Consider the following 24,405-nt stretch of genomic DNA (forward strand, 5'->3'; position numbering starts at 1 on the left):
ATATCATGAGAAAACGTTTGTTTGGCAAGTCGGCCGCCGTTACGGCCGCCGCATCCCTGCTGGCAGTCACCGCTCTCGCGGGCTGTTCGCAAAAAGGAGAGAACTCCTCTGCGGATGGAGGGGGAGAAGACGGCAAGCCGGTAAAGGTGAAGGTGTTCAAAAGCCATATGGGAGTCGGCAGTATTCCCGATTCGAACAATGCCCATGTGAAATATGTCGCGGAGAAAACGGGGGTGGAATACCAGCTGGTCACGACCCCTCCGGGCTCGGAGCCGACAGAAGCCCTTAACCTGATGATTGCCTCGAATGAGCTGCCGGACATTCTTCGCCCGATCGGCGGGGTCGAGCAGACGCTGATCAAGCAAGGCGGGGCTCTCCCGCTCGACGATCTGCTGCCGAAGTATGCGCCGAACGTCTGGAAGAACATCCCGAAAGAAGCTTGGGACATCGTCCGGTCGGCTTCCTCCGACGGCCACATCTACTATGTGCCGAAGGTGTTCCTGGTTCCCGAGCGGGCGCCGATGATCCGCAAGGACTGGCTGGAGAAGGTCGGGATGACCATGCCGAAGACGGCGGAGGAATACAAGGAAGTGCTGAAGGCTTTCCGGGACAAGGATCCTAACGGAAACGGCAAGAAGGACGAGCTGCCGACGTCCGGGCGGGAATTCGGCAAGTGGATGGACCATTTGTTCGGCATGTACGGGGTTGCCATGTGGGAGGGCAGTCCGGAGTGGGATCTTTATGATGGCAAAATCCAGTACGCCGGGGTCACGAAGAACATGAAGGGGGCGATCGGGTTCATCCGCGAGCTGTATGCCGAGAAGCTGCTCGACAATGAGACGTTCCTGAACAAGGGCGATGTATGGACGGCCAAGATCAACAACAACCTGGTCGGAAGCTGGTATCACCTTCCGGCTAACCTCCGCGACCGGCTGACCGCCATGCAGAAGGGGGCCCCGGAGGCTTACGTAGTCGGGATGCCGGTTCCGAAGGTGAACGGCTTCGAAGGCTTCGTCACCATGAAGAGCATGGGCGAGCCGGAATGGGTCATTCCGACTTCGGCGAAGGATAAAGCCCCTGCCGCTTTGAAGCTTCTGGATTTCTTCTACGATTCGAACAACGAGGAATTCGTCCGGTTCGGCATCGAAGGCCTTCAGCATAAAGTCGTAGACGGCAAAAAAGTGCTGCTGCCGCCCGAGGACAGCCGTCCGCTGGCGCTCGGCATGCGCAACCTGACCACCAAGGAAGACATGGATCTCCGGATCAAGGAGACGATTCCCGAGAATATGCAGAAGATGGTTCAGGACATTTTCGTGGTAAGCACGGCGGATGCCCGGCGGATTGCCGGTGACGGTCTCCCGAGCCAGGTCTATGAAGGCTTCCCCGACATTCAATCCCATAAGCTCTTCCAGGAGTATTTGACGAAGATCGCCATCGGGGAATGGCCGCTCGATAAATTCGATGAGTTCGTGGACCGCTGGAAGAAAGCCGGAGGCGACACGGTGACGAAGCGCGTCGAGGAATGGTACGCCAAAGTAAAGAAATAAGCAGGTGAAGAGCCTGCAGCAGACCGAAACGCTGCCATCGGATAGAAAGGAAGGAAATCCATGAAGAAACGATATGCCATTTGCGGGGTAAGCGGCCGGGGGCTCGGGATGTTTGCCAAGCCGATTCTGACGACCTTCTCCGCAAGCTCCGAGCTGGTTGGCCTGCTGGACCGGGATCCCGCCCGGTTCGAGCTGTTCCGGACGCGGTATCCGGAACAAGCGGGAATCGGGACCTATTCCGAGAACGAATTCGACCGGATGGTAGACGAGACCCGCCCGGATGTGATTATCGTCGCGGGCCGTGACGATACCCATGCCCGCTACATCATGGCCGCGCTCCGGCGCGACCTGGATGTCATCACCGAGAAGCCGATGGTCACCACCGGCGAGGATGCAAGACGGGTGCTAGAAGCCGAGAAGAACAGCAAGGGGAAAGTGACGGTCACCTTCAATTACCGGTACGCCCCCATTCATACGAAGATCAAGGAAATGGTGCTCGAGGGCAGGCTCGGCCGGATTACATCGGTTGACCTGAACTGGTACCTTGATACCTATCACGGCTCCAGCTACTTCAAGCGGTGGAACCGCGTCCGGGAGCTTTCCGGCGGGTTGTCGATCCACAAGTGCACACATCATTTTGATCTCGTGAATTGGTGGATCGGCCAGAAGCCGGTGGAAGTCTTCGCCTACGGGGCCTTGAACTACTATGGGGCGGAAGGGGAGGCCAACCCGCGGAAGGTGGACGGCCGTCACTGCAGCACCTGCGAGGATACGGAAGCGTGCAGCTATTATTCGCGCTGGAATACCCGCAGCCATACGATGCGCGTACAGGACGACCATCTGGGTTCCCTGAGCGAAGGAAAGAGCCGGTTTCCCTATTCCGATTACCGGCCGGATCAATGCATATTTGACTCGCAGATTGACATTGAAGATACGTATGCGGCTACGGTCCGCTACAACGAAGGGGCTCTGCTCAGCTATTCCGTCAACTTTTCCCTGCCGTACGAGGGGTACCGTTTGGCCATCAACGGGACCAAAGGCCGTTTGGAGACGCTGGAGTATCATATGCCCTCCCGCACGCCTTTTCCGACACCGGTTCAGACGATCGATTACTTCCCCTTATTCGGCTCCAAGGAAACCATTCACGTGGTTCACCGGGAAGGCGGACATGGGGGAGGGGACCCTCTGCTGCTCGAGGACTTGTTTATGGGAGAGGACGCCCGCCGACCCTACCGCCTTTTATCGGGAGCCGTTGACGGCGCTTATTCGGTTTCCACTGGCGAAGCCGTCTGGCGGTCGGTGAAGGAACACCGCGCCATAACCATCGACGAGGTGCTGGGCGGAAACCGCCCTGCTCCCGCGCTGAGCATAAGCGGCGAAGGGGGCCAGGGACGATGACGGCAGCGTTGACCCGCTATTTCGACCCGGAACAAAGCATGGCCGGCCAGACGCATGGGACCGACATCCCGCACGTCCTGACGGTCATGGCCCAACGCTACATAGGCGAGAACCCGCCCCATGCTCCGGTTTACCGGGTGTCCCGGGCAAGCGGCATCCGCAAGCTGGAGAACCATACCTACTCTTTCCCTGTGAACACCTTATTCCCGGAGATGCGTGCCGGCCAGCGGATTTATGCCTGGGCGAAGCTGTGGATCGAAGAGCCCCAGGACTTCATCTTTCTGATGAGATGCTACGGGCCTGCCCGCCTGTACCACAACGGAGAGCAGCGCTTCGGCTCTTCCCGGGAGGAAGAAGGGGAGACGGCCGCTCCGCTCAAGCTTAAGATCAAGCTCGTGCGGGGGTGGAACCACTTTGTTCTTGAGCTTGCTATGGGCGACGATGGAAGGGCCGGAGCTGAATTCGGGACCGGCAACCGCAAAAACAAGCCGTATGCGTTCCTGTCTCCCTCCGTGGAAAGAGAAGGGGAGGAAGGATGGATCTATACGGCGCCCCTGGACCGGCCGCTTCCGTTCCTTCCGTCAACGACTCAGCCAGAGGAAACGGCCGGGACGGCCTGGTACCCGGAGCGTTCCCCTTCGCAAGAAGGGGAGCTTCGGCTGGACCGGCTGTATGGCCGGCAGCCCGGTCTCCGCGCGGTTTCCTGGACGTCCGTTCCGGTCGGCTCCCAATGGAGCGAGGCCGTTACGGTAGCGGGAACCGCCTACGGTCCCGTCACCTTCGATTGGAACGGTCGGGAAGTTTTCACCGCCGAGGAAGGCCCCTTTCGCTTCGAGCTGGAGCCCGGAGCGAAGGGCGGCCACCTCGTGGCTTACAGCACCTGCGGCTCGAAAGGCTGGGGTTTTGGCTTGGCACGGGAGGACAGTGGACCATGGAAAGCGCCGGTCAAGGTTCACGGCTATAAGGGGTCGTGGCTTCATCTCGGTCCGTTTGCGGAAGGGGAGGACCTTTCCGGGGAAGCCTACCGGGATATGAGCACCTTGGCTGACGGAGCAGCCGGGAAGGCTTATTGGACGACGGACGAGCCCGGTGCTTTCCTCCGGCCTTTTCTGGAGAACGAGCTTTTCGGGCGCTGGAATTATCCGCTCGGCGTTACCCTGTTCGGGCTGCTGGAAACCAGCCGCCTGCTGAAGCGGCCGGATCTGGCCGATTACGTGACGCGCCACGTGGAGTTCGCCACCTCCGCCTATGCCTATTCCCTGTGGGACCGGGAACGCTTCGGGGCGGCGGGGCTGAACAACCAGCTGTCGCATATCGACAGTCTGGACGACTGCGGCTCCTTCGGGGCTCTGGCCATTCTCGCGGACCGGGTGCGGCCGCTTAAAGGGATGCGGGCCTGCGCGGACGATATCTCCCGCTACATCATGGACGTCCAGGACCGGATGGAGGACGGGGCGCTTTACCGCCGGATCGGCGTTTCCCCCAGCATGCACAATACGATGTGGTGCGACGATATGTACATGAGCGTGCCCTTCCTCTGCCGGTACGCCGAGCTGTCGGGCGACTCGCGGTACGTGGACGAAGCGGCCCGTCAGCTTCTGCTCTATAAGAAGTATTTGTTCATGGAGGACCGGCAGATCATGTCCCACGTGTATGATGTGGCGGCCGGAAAGCCCTCACGGACGGCTTGGGGCCGGGGGAACGGCTGGGTGTTCTTCTCGCTTGCGGTTCTGCTGTCCGTGCTGCCGGAGGACCATGAGCAGTACGGTCCGATCCTCGGCTTCTACCGGGAGCTGGCCGGGGGCTACGCCCGGCTTCAGGGCTCCTGCGGCTTGTGGCATCAGGTGCTGACGGACCCCGAATCCTATGAGGAGGCGTCCTGCACCTCGATGTTCATCTACGGCTTTGCCCTGGGCGTGCGCAGAGGATGGCTGGACGAGCCGACACTCTATGCCCGGGCGGTGCTGGACGGCTGGCAGGGGCTGTGCACCCGGGCCATCGACAAGCACGGCAATTTATACGGCGTATGCAAAGGATCGAGCTGGTCGCACTCCCATGCTTATTACAAGCATGAGCTCGGCTGGAATCTCAATGATACGCACGGGATCGGCATTGTCATGCTGGCCGGAATCGAGGCTCAGGCCATGCTTAACAGCCTCGGAGAAGAAGCTTAGGACGAGGAAGGGAACAGGGAAGAGGTGGAGAAGACGTGTCACGTTGGCCCAATCGCGTTATAATACTAGAATCTCCTAATAAGGTGGGACTCTCAACGTGACGCCATCCATCCGTAAATGGCTGAGGTACAACTTAGCGAATACCCAGACCCGGCTTGTTCTTGTTCTGACCGTTTCGGTGTTTCTTATTATTCTGGCGGTCAGCCTGACCTCCTACTATACTTCGAAATCCGTGCTCCAGGAAGAATTAAGCGAGCCGCAGCGCCAAATGCTTCAACTTAACATGAACGTAATCGACGAATCGATCAAGGAAAGCGACCAGGTCGCCATTCAAGTGGCCTTGAACCAGAATATTTACACCTTTCTGACGAGCGAGGCCCAAACGTCATACGCGAACATCTCGCAGCTGTACCAGTTCCTCTCCACCCTGATCAGCAATTCCACCTCCATCAAAAGCATCTATGTGTACGACAGGACGAGAGGGAGCTTCGTTTCCATTCCGCAAGGCTACAGCTCCAGCAGGCTTACTTTCGTGGATTCGGAATGGGTCGGAGTGGCGGACGAATTCGGGGACAAAATGACCGTCATCAAGAAGCGCGAGGTCCCGGAAGGGGCGGGCGGCAAAGGCTCGGGGGTCACCCTGTTCCGCAAAATCATGATTCAGGGCCAGTTCAAGGGAATCGTTGCCGTTAATCTCAACGACGACAAGCTGTTTGCCAAGCTCAGTCCCCCCGTGTTAAACAACCTGAACCGCATGCGGTATATCATCGATGAAGAGGACCAGGTGCTGTATTCCGTTTCCAACTATGATTTCGATGAATCGGCCATCCGCCAGGCGCTGAAGGAACTCCGGGAGGACGGAAGCGGGGACATTACGCACCAGAACCGGAAGCTGCTCGTCAACCAGCTCGTTTCCCCGGTGACGGGCTGGAAATACGTGTCGATCGTGGTACAGGACAGCCTGCTCGCCAAGTCCAAAACGGTACGCAACGCCGTTCTGATCGTGTCGTTGGCTGCGCTTGCGCTCGGAGGCATGACGATCTATTACATCAATGCCGCTTCCTTCCGGCCGGTCCGCCGGCTCAAGCAGCTGTTCAGCGACTACAGCCGCAAATCCGCGGAGCCGGAAGGAATCGACCTGGAGAAGCTCGCCGGCGAGCTTCTGAGCAATCATGCCCATTTGTCGCAGCTGGTCCGGGAAACGCTTTCGGAAGCGTCCTCCAAGCTGCTTTATGACATGTATACGGGCAATATCACGGGCAAGCGGGAGATGGAGGAGAAGTGGAGCCGGTATTTCGCGGACTGGACCCCCGAGCCCGTGACGGCCGCCATTCTGTCGATCGACCGGTACGGGGAGTGGGCGCGGACTTATTCCGGCGCGGATCAATCCCTGCTTAAGTTCGCCGCCGCCAACATTGTGGGCGAACTGTTCGAGCAGAATGGGCGGGTCCTCTGCGCCGATATCGGCAAGGACAAGCTGGCCGTCCTGCTCCAGCCGCGTGAAGCGGGAATGGAGCCCGGGCGCAAGCTCGAGGAAGCGATTCAGGTGATTTTCCGTCTCCTCAAGTTCAAGGTTTCCATCGGCATCAGCACGCCCCAGGCGGAAATCGCCCGGCTTCCCCAAGCGCTGCTCGAAGCGAAGAATGCGCTCACGTACCGGCTGTATGAAGGCTACGGCAAGCTGCTTCCCTTCGGACAGGTGTCGGGCCATGAGGTCCGGGAGCCGGTAGGGGACGGAGGCCTGGTGGAGGAGCTGACGCGAAGGATTGAGTCGGGGGACGAAGCCGGGGCGCTGGAAACGGCGGGCCGGATCATAGAAGAGGTGCGCAGCCAGTACGGGTACCCGACGGCGGCCCTGTCTTATCTGCGCACCGCTCTTGAGAGCGTGGAGCAGCTCCGGCAGGCAGAGGAGGATTCCGCTGCGGACTACCCGAGCGAGAGGCTGGACACGCTCGATTTGGACGACATCCGGGAGGAGCTTGTTCACCGGGTCAAGCCTCTTGTCCAGCGCTATCACCGCCTCGTCCAGAGCAAGGATTTTCTGACCTGCCAGCGCATGATCGAATACATGAAGCAGCATCTCGGCGAACCGATCGGCATTCCGGAAATTGCCGACGAGGCGGGCATCAGCGGATCGCTTGCCAGCCAGCTGTTCAAGCAGGAGACGGGGGAAACGATCTATAACTACCTGACCCGTCTGCGCATGGAGAAAGCGGCGGAGCTTCTGCTTAAGACCGAGTCCAAAATATCGGACATCGCCCTGATGGTCGGGTACCAGCATGAAAACAGCTTTATCCGAAGCTTCCGCAAATTCAAGGACATTACCCCGGGGAAATACCGGGACATGATGAGGACCCGCATGGATGCGATGCTCGAATAAGAGCCGGAAGAAACCCGGCGGAACGACTAGGAGGAACCATGGACAGACGACGAATTGTAACGCGGCATAACCCCGAGCTTACCAAATGGGACCCTTTGTCTCCCTTCTCGACAGGTAACGGGGAATTTGCCTTCAGTGCCGACATTACCGGCCTGCAGTCGTTTCCGGAGCAGTACGACGTCCCGCTCGGCACCCAGTCCAATTGGGGCTGGCATTACACGGGCGGAAGGGACCGGTATGAGTACCACGACGCCGAGTTCCAGCCGTTTGAAACACATGGCCGGCTCGTGGGGTATCCCATGAAGCCGGGGGAGAAGGCGGAAGCCTATCACTGGCTGCGGATGAATCCCCACCGGCTTCAGCTCGGGCGGCTTTCGTTTCGCTTTCTAAGGGAATCGGGAGAGGCAGCCGAGGCAGCCGATGTAGCCTCCATCCGCCAGCAGCTGGATCTATGGTCGGGTGTCCTGACCAGTGAATACACGGTCGAAGGAGTTCCCGTCCAGGTGATAACGGCGTGCCATCCCTCTCTTGATGCGATAGGCGTCCGGGTGAAATCGAAGCTGATCGGCACGGGAAGGCTGCAGGTGTTTATCCGGTTTCCCGCTCCGGATATGACGAACACGGGTTGGGCCAAATCGGTGTTTCCCGATTGGGGGAACGACGACCGCCACGAAACTAATCTTCTGGAAGACGGCGGTCAGGAAGCGCTTCTGGAGCGGACCATGGACGAGGACCGCTATGAGGTGCGCTGGAGCTGGAGCTCCGGCAGGCTCGAGCGCACGGGTCCCCACGAGTTTACCCTTTTCCACATGTCAGAGCAGGGGGAAACGTTGGAATTTTGCGTCGGGTTCGCCCCCCAATCCCCGCGGACCGCACCGGTGGATGAGGTGATAGCCGCCAGCGCCGCCCATTGGGAAGCGTTCTGGCAGAACGGGGCGGCCGTCGATTTCTCAGGCAGCCCGGATCCGAGAGCCTATGAGCTCGAACGCCGGGTCGTGCTCTCCCAATTTCTATGCGCGATGCACAGCGGAGGCTCCCTTCCGCCACAGGAAACCGGCCTGATGTACAACAGCTGGTTCGGCAAAAGCCACCTGGAAATGCACTGGTGGCACGCCGCTCACTTCCCGCTCTGGGGAAGGAAGGAGCTTCTGCTGAAGAGCATGGACTGGTATACCCGCATCCTGCCCGTGGCCCGGGAGCTTGCGGCGGAGCAGGGCTATGAGGGCGCCCGCTGGCCCAAAATGGTCGATTTCGAAGGCAAGCACTGCCCGTCTCCCGTCGCCCCGGGCTTGATCTGGCAGCAGCCGCATCCGATCGCCCTCGCCGAGCTGTGCTACAAAGCGAATCCGACCCGGGAGTTACTGGAACGCTTTCGCGAGATCGTGTATGCCTCGGCGGACTTTATGGTCTCTTATGCCCATTGGGATGAAGAAAAGAAGGTGTATGATCTGGGGCCGCCGCTCATTCCCGCCCAGGAATGCCACCCGCTCGCCGGCAGCAAAAACCCTCCCTATGAGCTCGAATATTGGAAATACGGGCTGGAGACCGCCATCCGCTGGGCGGAGCGGCTTCAAGAAGAGCCTCCTTCCTCCTGGGGGGAAGTGGCCGGCGCTATGGCGGAGCCTCCTCATGCCGATGGAGTCTACCTTGCTCACGAGTGGTGCCCGGATACGTTTACCGCCAAAAACCATGACCATCCCTCCATGGTCGGAGCGCTGGGAATTTTGCCTGGGACACTCATTGACCGGGAGATCATGCGGAATACGCTTCTAAAAGTAAAAGACGTCTGGAAGTGGGGCTCCGCCTGGGGCTGGGATTTTCCGATGTGCGCCATGACGGCGGCCCGCCTGGGCGAGCCAGATCTGGCCGTGGATTTCCTCTTGATGGACGCCGCCAAAAATACTTATTTGACCAATGGTCACAATTACCAACGCCCGGGGTTATCGGCTTATTTGCCCGGCAACGGCGGACTGCTGACGGCCATCGCCATGATGGCGGCCGGATGGGAAGGCGGTCCGCAAACAGAGAATCCCGGCTTTCCGCATGACGGAAGCTGGTCGGTGAAGTCGGAGGGGCTGAAGCCTTGGCTGTAGATGCAGCCGGGAGCTGATCGCCGCACAGCCGATAGCCCGGCTTATCACGGAAGGAGCGTTACGCATGGCCAAAGGAACCCGCTGGCCCTCGGAGCGGAAATCGGCAATTGACCGGTTTACCGGCCTGGAGGTAGTCCAGCTGACGGATTATAAAGCGCACAGCCATCATTTGTATTTTACCGAAAGCGGCTGGTACGACGGGGAGCGCCGGCTGCTGTTCGTATCGGACCGGGGAAACAGCACGAACCTGTACAGCCTGGAAGTGGAAAGCGGGGAAATCACGCAGCTCACCGAGTTTGAGAACAACGACCAGCTGGACGCCTGCCTGCTCCCGGACGGCAGCGCCGCCATAGTCAAGCTCGGGCGGAGGCTTCTCCGTCTCGACCTGGGGAGCTTGGCGGAGACGTTCCTTTACGAAGCCCCCGAGGGGTACCACCTCGGCAACATCAGCGGGGGAGCGGACGGGGAGACCGTCTGGACCTGCGTTCAGGAGGACTTGTCCCACCGCATCCGTCTCGATCTCGGGAACGGATATGTCGGGCACCGGGAGCTTATGGAGGCGGCGCCTCACAGCATGATCGTGCGCGTCGATGCCGCTTCCGGCGGTGCCGCTAAGGTTTATGAAGCGAACAAGTTCATTACCCATATCAACTCTTCCCCAAAGCTGCCCTGGCTGCTTACGTTCTGCCATGAAGGCCCTTGGCATTTGGTGGATCACCGGATATGGGGACTCGATGCGCGAACCGGAGAGGCCTGGAGGATCCGCGAGCGGCTGGAGCCCGGAGAGAAGGTGGGCCATGAGTTCTTCTTCCCGGACGGGGAGACCATCGGTTACCACGGCTTCCGCGCCGATGGGACCAACTTCTTCGGAAGCATCCGGCACGACAATACGGGGATGGAAGAAAAGGAATTCGGCTTCGACACGTGGCACGGGTATGCGGACGGACTGGGCCAGGCCATCGTGGACGGCAAAGGCGCCGTGAAGACGCTCAGCCTGTGGCGCAAGAACGACGACGGCGTCTACGAAGGGCCGCGCATGCTGTGCGAGCTCCGCTGCAGCTTTCATTCGCAGAAGGTGCACGCCCATCCGCGCTTTGATGCGTCCGGCGGGCGGGTGCTTTTTACAAGCGATAAGAACGGGTACGGCAACTTGTATCTCGTGAAGGTTCCGGAGGATTTCACTTCGCTGCCTCTCTTCACCCCTTAATCCATCAATCGAAAGGAGCATCAGACCATGGAAACGGCAAGGCAGCTGACCGCTCAAGCCCCCCTGTCCGTCAAAGTAGGAGAAGCCATCCTGGCCGGAAGCCGGGACAGCTACCATCCGAAGATAGCGAACCAGTGGGGATACGTGGCGGGCATGGCCCTAACGGCGTTGGGCCGGCTGGGGGATTGGACGGGAGAAACCAGGTACACGGAATTCCTCAAGCGGCATATGGATGTGTTCATTCAAGAGGACGGCTCGATCTCAGGCTATACGCTGGAGGATTATAACCTCGACCATATCAACAAAGGCAAAAACCTGTTCCGCCTCTGGCGCGAAACCGGCGAGGAGAAATACGGGAAGGCGGCCCGGCACTTGATCACCCAGCTGACGGGACAGCCCCGTACCGAGGAGGGCGGTTACTGGCACAAGAAGATATACCCGTTCCAGATGTGGCTCGACGGGTTGTACATGTCTTCGCCTTTTATGGCGGAATACGCCCTCACGTTCCAGGAGGACAAGTGGTTCGATGAGGCGGCTCATCAGCTTCTGCTGGTGGAACGCCGGACCCGCAACCCTCAGACGGGCCTGCTTCATCATGCGTGGGACGAAAGCCGGGAGCAGCGCTGGTGCGAGGGGGAGACCGGTCGTTCGAGGCATGTGTGGGGACGGGCGATGGGCTGGTATGCGATGGCGCTTGTGGATGCGCTGGAGCATTTTCCCTCCGATCACCCGAAGCGGGGGCAGCTCATGGGCATTTTCGAGCGTATGGCTAATGCGATGGTCCGCGTTCAGGATCAGGAGAGCGGCGTCTGGTATCAGGTGATGGACCAGAACGGACGGGAAGGGAATTACCTGGAAGCCTCCGGCTCCTGCATGATGACCTATGCGCTTGCCAAGGGGATCCGTCTACGCTATTTGGCGGAAATCGGAGAAAGTGTCGTCCGCCGGGCTTACGAAGGCATCCTTAAGCATTTCGTGACGGAGGATGAGCAGGGCGTTCACCTGCATGGAATCTGCCACGGGGCGGGCCTCGGAGGACGCAAATACCGGGACGGCTCCTATGAGTATTACTTGAGCGAAGCGGTGGTCAGCGACGTGCTGATGGGAGTGGCTCCTCTCCTCCTGGCCAGCATCGAGATGGAGAGGCTTGCAGAAGCAGGGGAGAAAATTAAGAGCACTTGAAGGAGACCACCGCTATGAAACCGCACAGAGAAGGACGTTGGGAGGACAAGGTGACCTTGAGGTATCCCGCCTCCTGGTGGCGGAACCTGTGGCGGGAGGCCCTGCCCGCCGGCAACGGCGTCCTCGGAGCCTCCGTTTTCGGCGGGGTGCAGGACGAAACGGTGCTGCTGAACCATGCCGGCCTGTGGCATTGGGGACAGCGGGACGAGCTGCCGGACGTCAGCTTTACGCTGAAGGAGACCCGCCGGCTGATGGACGAGAAGCGGTACCTCGAAGCCAGCTGGCAGCTTGCCGATGCACTGAAGGAGAGAGGCTACGGGACGAAGCTCGCCTCCCGTTTTCCGCTTGCCGCCATCCGGCTGACCATGCCGGGCGAGCAGGCCTTCCGAAGCTACCGGCGGGAGCTCGATATGGACAGCGGGCAGATTACCGTGGCCTGGAAGGACGGAGAGCACCGGTATTCGCGCGTGCTCTTCGTTTCCCGGGCCGACGACTGCCTCGTCTACCGCATCGGCGAAGCCGGAGGGAAGGGAGTCTCCGGCGAAATCGGCCTGGAGCTTCATCCGAGTGACCGCTGGGCGGATACTCCGGAATTCCGGGAGCTGGAGAGCACGGTCGAGACCGGGGCGGAAGGCCCCTACGCCTGGTATGCGGCGGCCAACGACGACGGCACCGATTTCGGAGCGGTTATGCTCCTTCTCCCGGAAGGCGGCTCCTGCACGCCCGCCGCCGGACGGCTCCGCTTCGAAAGGGCGGACCGGGTGCTCGTGCTCGTGAAAGTTTTTGCCGCCGGGAGCCGGGAGGCGGATTGGAAAAGGCTGAAGGAAGAACTCGCCGGCCTGATCCGGCCGACGGGGTCCGCCGAGGGAGGAGAAGCCTTTCAAGAGGAAAGCGCTGGCGGACACTTCTCTTCCCTCTATGAGCACCTGCTGGAGCGTCACACAGCGCAGCATCGGCCGCTGTACCGGTCGGCTTCGCTCGAGCTCGGAGGGGAAGAGGAGGAGCGGACCAGTGAGCAGTGGCTGGCCGACGCTTACGAGGGGGAAGCCCCTCCCGCTTTCATCCGCAAGCTGTGGGCTTACGGCCGGTATTTGTTCCTGAGCGGAACCTCTACGGCGGAGGAGGCCGGACCCTTCGGGCTTTACGGCTTGTGGGGCGGGGATTACCGGCTGGTCTGGAGCCATCATATGGCGAACGAGAACATCCAGATGATGTACTGGCACGCCCACCAAGGCGGCCTGAGTGAGCTGGTTCTTCCTCTCTTCCGCTACTATGAATCACTAATGGACGATTTCCGCGGAAATGCCCGGAAGCTGTACGGCTGCGGGGGAATCTATATTCCTGCCGGAACGACGGCGGGCGTCGGGGTGCCGAACCAGATTGTCCCCGTTATTCTCAACTGGACGGGGGCCGCGGGCTGGCTGGCCCGGCATTTCGAGGAATACGCCCGCTTTACGGAGGAAGAAGGCTTTCGGGAGGAGAGGGCTTTTCCGTTCATGCGGGAGGTGCTCGCCTTCTATAAGGATTTCCTGGTGCAGGAGGAGAACGGGCAGTACAAGCTGTATCCTTCCGTCTCCCCGGAAAATACGCCGCTGAATCATATGCCCGCAGACGGAAAGCCATTAGCCCATCCTATGCCGACGACCATCAATGCCACGATGGATGTGGCGATCGTGAAGGAGCTTCTCCGCAATCTCATCCGGGCGGGGAGGGCCTCGGGCTGCAGGGAGGAGGAGCTGGCCGAGTGGAGGGCGATGCTGGAGCGTCTGCCGGCTTACCGGATCAATGACGAAGGGGCCGCCGCCGAGTGGATCCATCCGGATTTTGAAGACCGGTACGCCCATCGCCATCTGTCCCACCTGTACCCGGTCTTTCCGGGAGATGAAATCTCCCGGGAAAGTGATCCCGAAGCGTTCCAGTCTTTTGCCAAGGCGGTGGACAAGCGGGAGCTCGGGGCGCAGACCGGCTGGTCGCTTGCCCATATGGCCGCCATTTATGCCCGGCTGGGCGACGGAGACCGCTCCTTGGAATGCTTGGACGTGCTCGCCCGGACGTGCCTGCTGCCGAACCTGTTTACCCTGCACAACGACTGGAGGGGGATGGGGGCTTCGCTCCCCATGCCCACTGCTCCGGTTCAGCTGGACGCGAGCCTGGGCTGGGTAAACGCCGTTCAGGAGATGCTGCTGCAGGTTCAGCCGGGCATGATCAAGCTGCTTCCCGCCCTTCCCGATAGATTGGCCAAGGGGAAGCTGGCCGATTGGCGCTTCTATACCGGCCGGCTCAGCCTGGAATGGGACACCGCAGCCGGTATTTTCCTGGCCGAGCTGACCGCCGAGCGGGACACGGAAACGACCGTCAAGCTTCCCGGCGGGTTTCCTCCCTTCACGTGGAGCGGGGAAGGAATAGAGCCCTCCCCGCTGGGCGGGTCCTTTTATGTCGTTAAGATGAAACGGGGAGAGAAGGTGCAGGTTCAAGCCTGCCAAGGATCCTTCTCTACCTGATGGTTATCCGAAGAGGCTGCCGCCCGGCAGCCTCTTTTTGATGAGTAAGCTGTGACATGGATTCCTTCCAGCCCTCCTTGATGGGGAAGCTGACGTTGATTCCTCCTCACCTGTGTAGGATGAGGCTAGAAATTATTTTCTTTTCTTCCAAAAAGGGATAGATAGTCGTGGCTGGCCAAGCTATAATTAGGTACAGGAATGGTACCGCTATCTATTTTGAGGAGGAGATGGGTTGAAGACGTCAAGAAGGAGCAGGGGATTTGTCCAAACCGTAGCAGTGGCACTAATCGTTATGTTATTAGGGAGCTTGGCGGTGAGCGGCATGCCGGCCGCTTCAGCCGAAGACACAACGGGTCCGACAGAAACGAACAATTTTTTTCAAACGATGCTGTTCAACGATCTTAAGGTAGCCGAAAATTCAACCGCTTACAAATTTTTTCCTTCTAACAACACGGTGCAATTGGAAGCCAATGAACCCGGACATTTTATCGCTTTTGAATTCCCGGTCGACCATGAGGGCGTCTACGATCTTCACATTCTCCCTTGGAGAGCGACCTCCTATGCGAAATATAAGGTAAGCATCGACGGCCAGCTGGCGAAAGAGGTGGATTTCTACGGAACTTCCAAGGAAATGGAATACCTCACCGCCATGAAGCTGGAAAAAGGGACCCATATCATCAAGTTCGAATACAGCGGGAAATCTCCCGGCTCCACGAACTACAAAATGGGCGTAACCGATTTATACCTCGTCAGTCACCATTCCTTCAACTTCAAAGATCTGAAAGAAACAGGACGTTCGGCAGGGCTGGAGACGGCTGTCCAAGGGGAAGGGGTGCTTATTCAAAGCACGGAGCCAGGCCCGTTCATCGAGTTCGAGCTTCCGGTAAGCTCCCCCCGTCTGTATAGCATCCGCCTGGAAGGCATCCCCTCATCAAGCGGAGGGCAGGTGAATGTGCAGCTGGACGGGCAATCGGTCGGTACCATGGATTATTATGGGGCAGGGGACAAGGCGTTAGCCGCTCTTACCGTTTCCCGTCCGCTCGAAGCCGGTCTTCACAAGCTCAGGCTGGAGGTGACCGGGAAGAGCGCGGATTCGAAAGGCTATGAAGTCCGCCCGGAGCACCTTATCCTGATCTTGGGCAGGCTGGATGCGGAGAAGACACGCCGCGCACTTGAATCGAAGATAGCCGATCTCAAGAACCTGCTTCAAGCGGCAAACAGCCAAATTCCGGGCGGCTCGGCGCCGGAAGATCAGACACTGCGGGCTCAAGCCCAGGAGCTGGGCCTCCGTTTGAGCGATCTCGAAGCCAAAAGCCTGCAGCCGGACCTCACTCAAACGGCGGTTTCCGCCTTGCTTAGTGAAGCCGATAAGCAGACTTATCCCCTTAAACGTCTGGTGAACTTCGCCGATGCCCGCGCGGCCCGTCCGGCCGCCAAGCTTGGCCTGTTAACCGCTGACTCCATGTCCCTGGTTTATCCAAGGGAATTGCCCTGCCAGTGTTCGGCCGCCGAGCCGGGGATTTCCATGGCGAAGGGCGAGTATGAAAACCTGCAGCCGGTCGTGATGGCTTACGGAGCGGCCTTAAAAGGTGTAAACGCTCGGGTGACCAGCATCGTAGGGCCGGACGGAAAGGAAGCTTTGGGCTCTTTGATGAAGGCGTCGATTGCTCCTCTCGGATCGGTGAACATCAGAAAGTCTCGTCATTACACACTGCCTGCTACGGAAGACCGGCCGGTCGCCTATGAGGGATGGATTCCCGATCCGATCCGTTCCGATCTCAGCAGCGTCGACGTTCCGGCAGGCGATATGCAGCCCTTCTGGCTGGAGCTTTACGCGGATGGAAAGGCAACGCCGGGAAGCTACCGGGTGAAGGTCGTCGTATCCGCCGAAGGCGGGATTACCGAGCAAATGGAGGTTCGTGCGGAGGTTTGGCCGTTCGCCCTTCCGGACCGCCCGGAGCTGCCCACTTCCATTACCATGAATGCGGAAATTTTGAATATGGTCTACTCCCTTGCCGGGAAAGAGGAATTCGACCAAATGCATCAGAAGTACATCGATTTCCTGGAAACCTTCAAAATTGAACCGGACCTTATCTACCGCAAGGCTCCTCCGACCGTGGAAGAGCTGCTGAAAATTAAGGACAAATGGGGACTTCGCCAGTTTGCGGCCTATTACCTGTACGTCGGCTGGCTGAACCTGGATCTGAAGAAGCGGGAAACATGGCAGCCTGAAATTGACCGGGTTCTTCAAGAGCTTGGGGCGGCTATGGAGCAGTACGAAAAAGCCGGACTGGCCGACCAGGCTTATCTGTACGGGTTTGACGAGGCCAGTGCCGATCAGCTCCCCTTGGCCAAGGAAATGTTTACCCAGATCAAGCAGAAGTTTCCGAATCTTCCCATCATGACGACTTACCTGGATAAATCCCTTGGCGTAACGTCCGGGTTGGCCGGTCTTGTGGACATTTGGGTTCCCGGCGTGCAGGCCTTTGACCCGGCCGCCCGGGATCAGGCGCAAGCCCGGGGGGATCTGGTGTACTGGTACTCCGCCATCGGGGTCAAGCATCCGCTCCCCAACTGGTTCAACGGATATGCGCCGAGCGATACGCGTGTCCTCATGGGACCGCTGTCCCATAAGATGAAGGTGGATGGCTTCCTGTATTACAACATCACCCGGTGGCTCAATCGCGGCCCGATGAACGACAGTATCCTAAGCACCTGGGATCCGCGTACGATCAGCGACGCGAACGGGGACGGCTCCTTGTTCTATCCGGGCCAAGAAGGTCCGCTGGCTTCGCAGCGGATTCAGAATTTCCGGGATGGCATGGAGGATTACAACCTGCTGAACATGCTGCGCCGTTCCATCGAATCGGCGGCCGGCAAGGAGGAAAGCCTCCTGGCGGAAGCCCGCACGCTGTTGAAGGCGGATGCCGTAGCGGCAGACGAGAGAACATTTACCGATAATCCCGTGCTCTACCGGCAGTGGCGGGAAGAGGTCGCCCGCATGATCGTCAAGTTGGATTCGCAGACTCCCGTATGGCCGGAAGGAAGCAAGCTGACCGTGGGGAATGCGACGTACTCCACCATGGACCTGCAATGGCCCGCGGCCTCCGACAACCTTGGGGTGGAAGCCTACCGGATCTCCATCAATGGAACCGAGCTTCCGGAAGTCATTCGGGAGAGGGGAAGCGAGACTTACACGTACACGGTGACGGGGCTGGAGGACAGCGCCTCTTACGACTTCTCCATTCGGGCGGTCGACTTCGCCGGTAACGTGAGCGAGCCGCTATCCGGATCCGGAACGACTCCGACGAACGCCGCCTTGGTGCAGGCCCGCCTGGAGGGCTACATCGCTTCCGGTGCCGTCCGGCAGCCGTTGGCCAGCCAGCTGACCAATCAGCTTCAGCAAGCGGCCCATCATCAGGAGCAGGGAAGAATAGACCAGGCTCTTCATAGCCTGGATGTATTCCTGGAGCACATGAACAACGAGCCTCATGCCGATAAAATTACTGCTCCAGCCAAGGACAGGCTGACTGCCAGCATCGGAACCTTGAAGCGCCAGTGGCAGGAAGCCAAGTAAGGAAGGCCTAACCTTCGTAATCCTACAGAATCCCGACTGCCGATATCTGACCAAGGTTGAACGAAACCCGTATGGGAACGAAGACGGGATTCACAGGAAGGGCCAGCCATTCAAGTGATGCTCAAGGAATTGTCATAACGATACAAAAAAAGACTGTCGGAGTCCGACAGTCTTTTTTTGTACGCTCCCGATGCCTTATTCCATTTACGTCCCCGAAACCGTGATGTTGTTCTTCTCGAACCCATACACCGAGTTCTTTTTCTCATAGAACCGTGTGGCATGGGCCATGATCCCTTCCCTCGTATAGAACGGATCCTCCTTCCGCAGAGGCAGGGTAACCTTCTCGCCCGTGCTGGCCGACTTGTAGATGGCCGTAATCAGCTCGAGCGTCCGACGGCCGCTTTCCCCGTCAATGAAGACGTCCGCCTTCGTCTCGATGGCACGCAGCAGGTTGTCGATCTGCCCCACATGGCCTTCGTGGGTCAAGGGAGGAAGGGCGTCATAAGCTTCCTGAAGCTTCCTTTCGAGCTCGGGATGAGGAGAGGGAAAGCCGTTCGGGTTGGACAGGGAAGCCTTTACCCGCCACGGAGCGGATATGCGCGCAGCCGTTCCTTGAAATACAATCTGCTGCTCCTCGCCGTGATGGACGACCGAACTGGTAATCTGGCCGAGGGAGCCGTCTCCGTATCGCAGCATGGCGATGGAGAGGTCCTCCACCTCCGCATTGTCATGCGCGGTATTGCCCATAATGGCCTGCACCTCGACCGGCAGGCCGAGCATCCATTGGAGAGCGTCGATATGATGCACCGCATGATTAATCGTGCAGCCTCCGCTTTCCTTCTCCCAGGTCCCGCGCCACCACAGATCGTAATAGGAATACCCCCGCCACCAGAAGGAGTCCACCTGCGCGTGCAGGATTCGTCCGGCCAATCCCGAGTCTACCATCTGCTTCAGCTTCATAAGGGGGTTCGTATACCGGTTCTGGGCTACGACCGAGCACAGCTTGTTCTCCTGCGCCGCCACCTCGAGAAGCTCATCGCACTCCTGAAGAGAGGCGGCCATCGGCTTCTCGATCAGAACATGGGCGCCGAAGCGCATGAAATCTTTGGCCAAGGGAGCATGGGTAAAAGGAGGCGTGCAGATCGAAGCCAGGTCGATTCCCTCATTCGCCAGCTCCCGGTAATCGGTCACGGCTTTGGCCTTCAGTCCGTATCGTTCGACCAGCTCCTGGGCCTTGCCCGGCATGATGTCGGCAACCCCGACAATGGTACATCTCTCCGGAAAGGCCAGATAAGCGTTGATATGGGCGGCTGTAATAGCCCCCGCGCCAATAATAGCTACTCTAATCATGGGAAGGTCATCCTTTCGTTTGCTTTCTTCATCCTAAACGAAGGCCGGTTCGATTTATGAAGAAATCTTGCGAAAAAATGTTCGAATCTTGCTATAATGAACAAAAAGGGACGAGGGGAGGCTAACATGAAAACCATAGGGAGCGGTCCGTTGGAATTCGAATACCGCCGCACCTCGCGTCATGAGTTCAAGGAGGTGTTTCACTCCCATCGGGAGGCGGAGTTTACCTATGTGCACGAAGGCACGGGCCAGCTTATTCTGGAAGGAAAAACGTACGAGATCCAGGCGGATACGCTGCTCGTCTTCCGGCCCTTTCAGCTGCACCGGATTCAGGTGGACGTGGGGCCGGGCCGGCCATTTATCCGGACTCCGGTCATTTTTGCTCCCGGCCTGCTGAAGCCTTACCTTGCCGTCTTTCCCCTGCTGAAGACCGCGTTTCAGAAAATAACCGAGACGGGTTACCGGAGCGACCCCGTTTACCGATTAAAGCCGGGGAATCCTCTCCCGGAGCTCCTCTCCCGTTTTTCGCAATCCGGGGAGCCTTCCTCCGGTGAAATGAACGAAAGCCACATTCTCTTTCTGTTGAATTTCCTGAAGGAAGTGACCCGAATGCCGGGGATTCCGAGCCCCGAGATCCGGATCCATTCGGACCACCATGACCGTGCGGAGGAAGCGATGAAATGGGTGGAGGCTCACCACCAGGAGCCGGTCCGGCTGGAGCGGATGGCCAAGGCGCTGCACATGTCGCCCTACCACCTTTCCCATTTCTTCAAGAGGGCGACGGGCACGACGGTCATGGCCTATCTGCAGGCCACCCGGATCAAGCATGCGTGTATGCTGCTGATGCAGACGGCGCTTTCCATTCCGGAGATCGGGGCCCGGGTCGGCCTGCCCAACTCATCCCACTTCTGCAAGGTGTTCAAGAACGAGATGAGCATCAGCCCCCATCAATACCGGTTGAAATTTCAGAATCGATAGCCCCCTAGCCAAAGCGGGGGAGAAAGGCGGTTCCTTATGATCACGGTTGCACAGGATGGAACAGGCGATTATACAAGCATTCAGGAGGCCGTCGACCGGCTGCCGGAGCACGCCTCCCGGCCGCGCCTATTGTATATCCGCAATGGCCTATACCGGGAGAAGCTGTACATCGACAAGCCTTATGTCACCCTGATAGGGGAAAGCGCCGGAGGAACGGTTATCGAGTATAGCGATTATGCGCTTAAGAACTATCCGGACGGAACCCCTTATCATACTTTTAATTCGTACTCGGTCTTCCTGGGCGGAGACGATTTTACCGCAGAGAACCTGACCTTCGCCAACACGGCGGGGAGCGGAAAGGAAGTGGGGCAGGCGGTTGCCGCTTATGTGGACGGAGATCGGGCCGTTTCCCGCCGCTGCCGGTTCACCGGCCGCCAAGACACCCTGTTCACGGGTCCGCTTCCCGAGCAGCCCATGGACCGCTCCCGTTTTGGCGGGCCCGGGGATACTCTGCCGAGGTGTCATGTCCGCCACTTGTACGAGGAATGCTATATCGAAGGCGACGTCGATTTTATCTTCGGGTCGGCGACGGCGCTGTTCCTGAGGTGCGAAATCCATTCGACGGGCAGCGGCTGGATCACCGCGGCTTCCACACCGGAAGGGGTGGAATTCGGGTATGTGTTCCTGGACTGCCGCCTCACAGGCAGTGCCCCGGCTCCATCCGTTTACCTGGGGAGGCCGTGGAGAAACCATGCCCAAACGGTTTTCCTCCGCTGCTGGATGGGGCCCCACATCCGGCCGGAGGGCTGGGACAACTGGAACAAGCCGGAGAGCGAAGGGACCGTCCGGTACGCGGAAGCCGGTTGTACAGGACCGGGGGCGAAGCCGGAATCCAGGGTGGCTTGGTCCAGACAGCTGACGGAGGAAGAAGCCCAGGCTTTTACGGTACAGGGGATCTTGCAGGGGGAGGATAGCTGGGATCCCTTTTCAGCGGAGGCACAATAAGAGAACATTTTTGTAGGGAAAGGCCGTCTTGTCCGGAGACGGTCTTTTTCTTGTTGCCATAGAGAAGAGAAAAAATAATTAATACGACATATTGAAATATAAAAGACGTATTATTATAATGAAATCATCCTAAATAAGGTTGTTATTAACCGAAGGAGGCTTATTATGTATAATCCTAATCGCGTGACTCAAGAGGAACAGACGGGAATGGAGCTCGGAACAGTCATCTGTAAAAACTGCCTGGATGTCTTGTTTACTTTGCCTACGGATGGAGTAAAACGGTTCTACGGGATATGCAGCCGTGAGAATTGTGCCAAAGAATCGGCGGGAATGGAGGGGGAGGAGGAATGACCTTGAAGCTGGTTTATGATTTTGGAGAAGGAAACGCAGCCATGAAGTCTCTTCTCGGAGGCAAAGGGGCCAATCTGGCGGAGATGAACCGAAACGGGCTGCCGGTCCCCCCCGGCTTTACCGTCACAACAAGCGGCTGCCATGCTTTTTTCGAGGCGGGCCGGCGGCTGCCTTACGCTGTAGAGCAGCAAATCCAGAGTGCCTTGGAGCGGTTGGAGAAGGAGAGAAACCAGAGGTTCGGAGACCCGGATAACCCGCTTCTGGTCTCGGTTCGCTCGGGGGCCGTCACCTCCATGCCCGGCATGATGGATACGATTCTTAATCTTGGCCTTAACGATAAAACGGCGGAGGGGTTAGCCTCCTTAACCGGCAGTGAGCGTTTTGCCTACGACTGCTACCGAAGGCTGATTCAAATGTTCGGACAAGTGGTGTTTGGAATGGAATCGATCCACTTCGAAACCATGCTACGGCGGCTGAAGAAGCAGGAAGGGGTGGAGAGCGATCAAGATCTGAACGGCGACGCGTGGCGCCGGCTCGTGAGGGAATACAAGGAGGGGCTGCTCCGGCATACCGGCCGAGCGTTTCCCGAGAGCGTATACGAGCAGCTTAAGCTGGCCGTCGAAGCGGTCTTCCAATCCTGGAACAACCGGCGGGCTCAAGTCTACCGCAAAATTAACGGCATCCCCGACGATCAGGGCACAGCGGTTACCATTCAGGCGATGGTGTTCGGCAACCGGGGGAACGATGGGGGAACCGGTGTGGTGTTTACCCGTCATCCATCCACCGGGGAGAAGGTTCTTTTCGGGGAGTATCTCCTTAATGCCCAAGGCGAGGATGTCGTGGCCGGGGTCCGTACACCCGAGCCGGTTTCCCTCCTCAAGAGCCGGATGCCGGAGATTTACCGGGAGCTGGAACAAGCAGCCCGGCAGCTGGAACGAACGGGCCGGGATATGCAGGATATCGAGTTTACGATCGAAAAGGGAAAGCTGTATCTCCTTCAGACCCGAAACGGCAAAAGAACGGCGCAGGCCGCCCTGAAGCTGGCGGTCGACCTCGTGGAGGAAGGGCTGATCACCCGGGAGGAGGCGGTTCAGCGCATCGAGGTCTCGCATCTGGAGCAGCTTCTGCACAGGGGCATCGACGAGGCGGCGGTTCCCGAGGTTTGGGTAAAGGGGCTTCCCGCTTCCCCGGGTGCGGCGGTCGGAAGAATCGCCTTCGAGGCCGATACCGCCGAGGCATGGCGCCGGGAAGGCAAGCCGTCGGTTCTCGTGCGCCCCGAAACCACCCCGGAGGATATCCATGGGGTGGTGGCGGCCGAGGGGGTGCTGACGACCCGGGGCGGGATGACCAGCCATGCGGCCGTCGTGGCAAGAGGGATGGGCAAGCCGTGCGTCTGTGGATGCGAGGCGATGGCCGTCGACCTGGAGCGGGGGGAGCTGAAGGCCGGCGGCAAGGTGCTCCGCGAAGGAGACTGGATCACACTGGACGGCGCGAGCGGCAGGGTCTTCCCGGGGCGCATCCCGCTTAAGGAAGCATCCGCTACCAGGGAACTGCTTACCCTTCTGCAGTGGGCGGACGACATTCGCCGGCTCCGCGTGTTCGCCAACGCGGACAATCCCGAAGACGCCGAAACGGCCCGCCGGTTCGGAGCCGAGGGAATCGGCCTGTGCCGGACGGAGCACATGTTCTTCACTCCGGCCAGGCTTGAGGTCATGCGCAGCATGATCCTGGCGGAATCCGAAGAGGAACGGCGGGCGGCACTAGACCAGCTTCTTCCCATGCAGCAGCATGATTTCGAAGGAATCTTTCGCGCGATGGACGGGCTGCCGGTGACGATTCGCCTTCTTGATCCGCCTCTCCATGAATTTCTTCCCCAAAGGGAAGAGCTCGAGCGGCGGCTGGACGAGTCCGGTTCCCCGGAGGAGCGGGAAAGACTTAAGCGCATGATCCGCAAGGCGGAGTCCTTACACGAAGTGAATCCGATGCTCGGGCACCGGGGCTGCCGGCTCGGGATCGTGCATCCCGAAATTTATGACATGCAGGTGGAGGCCATCTTCAAGGCGGCGGCACGGTGTATCGAGGAAGGTATCAAGGTCCAGCCGGACATTATGATTCCGCTGGTCGGCGACGTAAGCGAATTGAAGGTTTTGCGGGGGCTGGTGGAGCAGGCTGCCGAACAGGTTCTAAGTCCCGACATGAGGGCGCATTGCCCTTACCGGGTGGGAACCATGATTGAAGTCCCCCGTGCCGCTCTGACGGCGGGCTCTATCGCCGAGCATGCGGATTTCTTCTCCTTCGGCACGAACGACCTGACCCAGATGACCTTCGGCTACAGCCGGGACGACGCGGAAGGAAAGTTCCTGTCCCATTACCTGGACAAGAAGATGCTGGCCCGCAATCCTTTTGAGGTGCTGGATTCGGAAGGGGTCGGCCAGCTGATCGAGCTCGCCGTGGAGAGAGGGCGAGCCCGCAAGTCCTCGCTCAAAACCGGCATCTGCGGAGAACACGGAGGCAATAAGGAATCGATCGGCTTCTGCCACCGGACCGGGCTGGATTATGTCAGCTGTTCCCCGTACCGGGTTCCGATGGCCCGGATTGCCGCCGCCCAAGCGGCCATCGAGGAGGCAGCGGCACTTACCTTCAAGTAAGTAAGTCACCTGTT

Annotated in this window: 14 protein-coding genes; 13 read left to right on the plus strand and 1 reads right to left on the minus strand. The window is 59.1% G+C overall.

Annotated elements, in window-relative coordinates:
• Positions 1–5: 5 nt before the first annotated feature.
• The 9 genes from MJA45_RS09785 (at position 6) to MJA45_RS09825 (ending at position 18,059) form a co-directional block, all read left to right on the plus strand.
• Positions 6–1,547 carry an extracellular solute-binding protein gene (locus tag MJA45_RS09785; RefSeq protein ID WP_315607075.1) on the plus strand — a complete coding sequence of 514 codons (1,542 nt, stop codon included), beginning with the start codon at positions 6–8 and terminating at the stop codon, positions 1,545–1,547.
• A gap of 60 nt (positions 1,548–1,607) precedes the next feature.
• Complete coding sequence (locus MJA45_RS09790; protein WP_315607076.1) at positions 1,608–2,945, plus strand: Gfo/Idh/MocA family protein; 1,338 nt, start codon at positions 1,608–1,610, stop codon at positions 2,943–2,945.
• A complete protein-coding gene (locus MJA45_RS09795) occupies positions 2,942–5,119 on the plus strand; it encodes a glycoside hydrolase family 88/105 protein (protein WP_315607077.1) in 2,178 nt (725 codons plus the stop codon). Before MJA45_RS09790 ends, MJA45_RS09795 begins: the two co-directional genes overlap by 4 nt.
• Positions 5,120–5,216: 97 nt before the next feature.
• Positions 5,217–7,499, plus strand: a complete 2,283-nt coding sequence (locus MJA45_RS09800) for a helix-turn-helix domain-containing protein (RefSeq protein WP_315607078.1) — start codon at positions 5,217–5,219, stop codon at positions 7,497–7,499.
• Positions 7,500–7,537: 38 nt separating this feature from the next.
• Positions 7,538–9,592, plus strand: coding sequence for a glycoside hydrolase family 65 (locus tag MJA45_RS09805; RefSeq protein ID WP_315607079.1), 2,055 nt, complete (start codon positions 7,538–7,540; stop codon positions 9,590–9,592).
• Positions 9,593–9,656: 64 nt separating this feature from the next.
• A complete protein-coding gene (locus tag MJA45_RS09810) occupies positions 9,657–10,799 on the plus strand; it encodes an oligogalacturonate lyase family protein (protein ID WP_315607080.1) in 1,143 nt (380 codons plus the stop codon).
• A 27-nt stretch (positions 10,800–10,826) separates the two neighbouring features.
• Complete coding sequence (locus tag MJA45_RS09815; protein WP_315607081.1) at positions 10,827–11,981, plus strand: glycoside hydrolase family 88/105 protein; 1,155 nt, start codon at positions 10,827–10,829, stop codon at positions 11,979–11,981.
• A 14-nt stretch (positions 11,982–11,995) separates the two neighbouring features.
• Positions 11,996–14,482: a glycosyl hydrolase family 95 catalytic domain-containing protein gene (locus MJA45_RS09820; RefSeq protein ID WP_315607082.1), complete on the plus strand. Its 2,487-nt coding sequence runs from the start codon at positions 11,996–11,998 to the stop codon at positions 14,480–14,482.
• Between the two features lie 277 nt (positions 14,483–14,759).
• Positions 14,760–18,059 (plus strand): FIMAH domain-containing protein, encoded by a 3,300-nt coding sequence (locus tag MJA45_RS09825; protein WP_315607083.1) that lies wholly within the window; start codon positions 14,760–14,762, stop codon positions 18,057–18,059.
• A gap of 204 nt (positions 18,060–18,263) precedes the next feature.
• Here MJA45_RS09825 and MJA45_RS09830 read toward each other — a convergent pair whose 3' ends face one another.
• Positions 18,264–19,409, minus strand: a complete 1,146-nt coding sequence (locus MJA45_RS09830; protein WP_315607084.1) for a Gfo/Idh/MocA family protein — start codon at positions 19,407–19,409, stop codon at positions 18,264–18,266.
• A 126-nt stretch (positions 19,410–19,535) separates the two neighbouring features.
• Between MJA45_RS09830 and MJA45_RS09835 the strand changes: the two genes are divergently transcribed.
• From MJA45_RS09835 to ppdK, 4 genes are all read left to right on the plus strand, one after another.
• Positions 19,536–20,387 (plus strand): helix-turn-helix domain-containing protein, encoded by an 852-nt coding sequence (locus MJA45_RS09835; protein WP_315607085.1) that lies wholly within the window; start codon positions 19,536–19,538, stop codon positions 20,385–20,387.
• Positions 20,388–20,423: 36 nt separating this feature from the next.
• A complete protein-coding gene (locus MJA45_RS09840) occupies positions 20,424–21,392 on the plus strand; it encodes a pectinesterase family protein (protein ID WP_315607086.1) in 969 nt (322 codons plus the stop codon).
• 165 nt (positions 21,393–21,557) lie between these two features.
• Positions 21,558–21,743 carry a GapA-binding peptide SR1P gene (locus MJA45_RS09845; protein ID WP_315607087.1) on the plus strand — a complete coding sequence of 62 codons (186 nt, stop codon included), beginning with the start codon at positions 21,558–21,560 and terminating at the stop codon, positions 21,741–21,743.
• Positions 21,740–24,391, plus strand: a complete 2,652-nt coding sequence (gene ppdK / locus MJA45_RS09850; RefSeq protein ID WP_315607088.1) for a pyruvate, phosphate dikinase — start codon at positions 21,740–21,742, stop codon at positions 24,389–24,391. The genes MJA45_RS09845 and ppdK overlap by 4 nt, the downstream gene beginning before the upstream one ends.
• Positions 24,392–24,405 lie beyond the last annotated feature (14 nt).

The organism is Paenibacillus aurantius, from assembly GCF_032268605.1.
Lineage (GTDB): Bacteria > Bacillota > Bacilli > Paenibacillales > NBRC-103111 > Paenibacillus_AO > Paenibacillus_AO aurantius.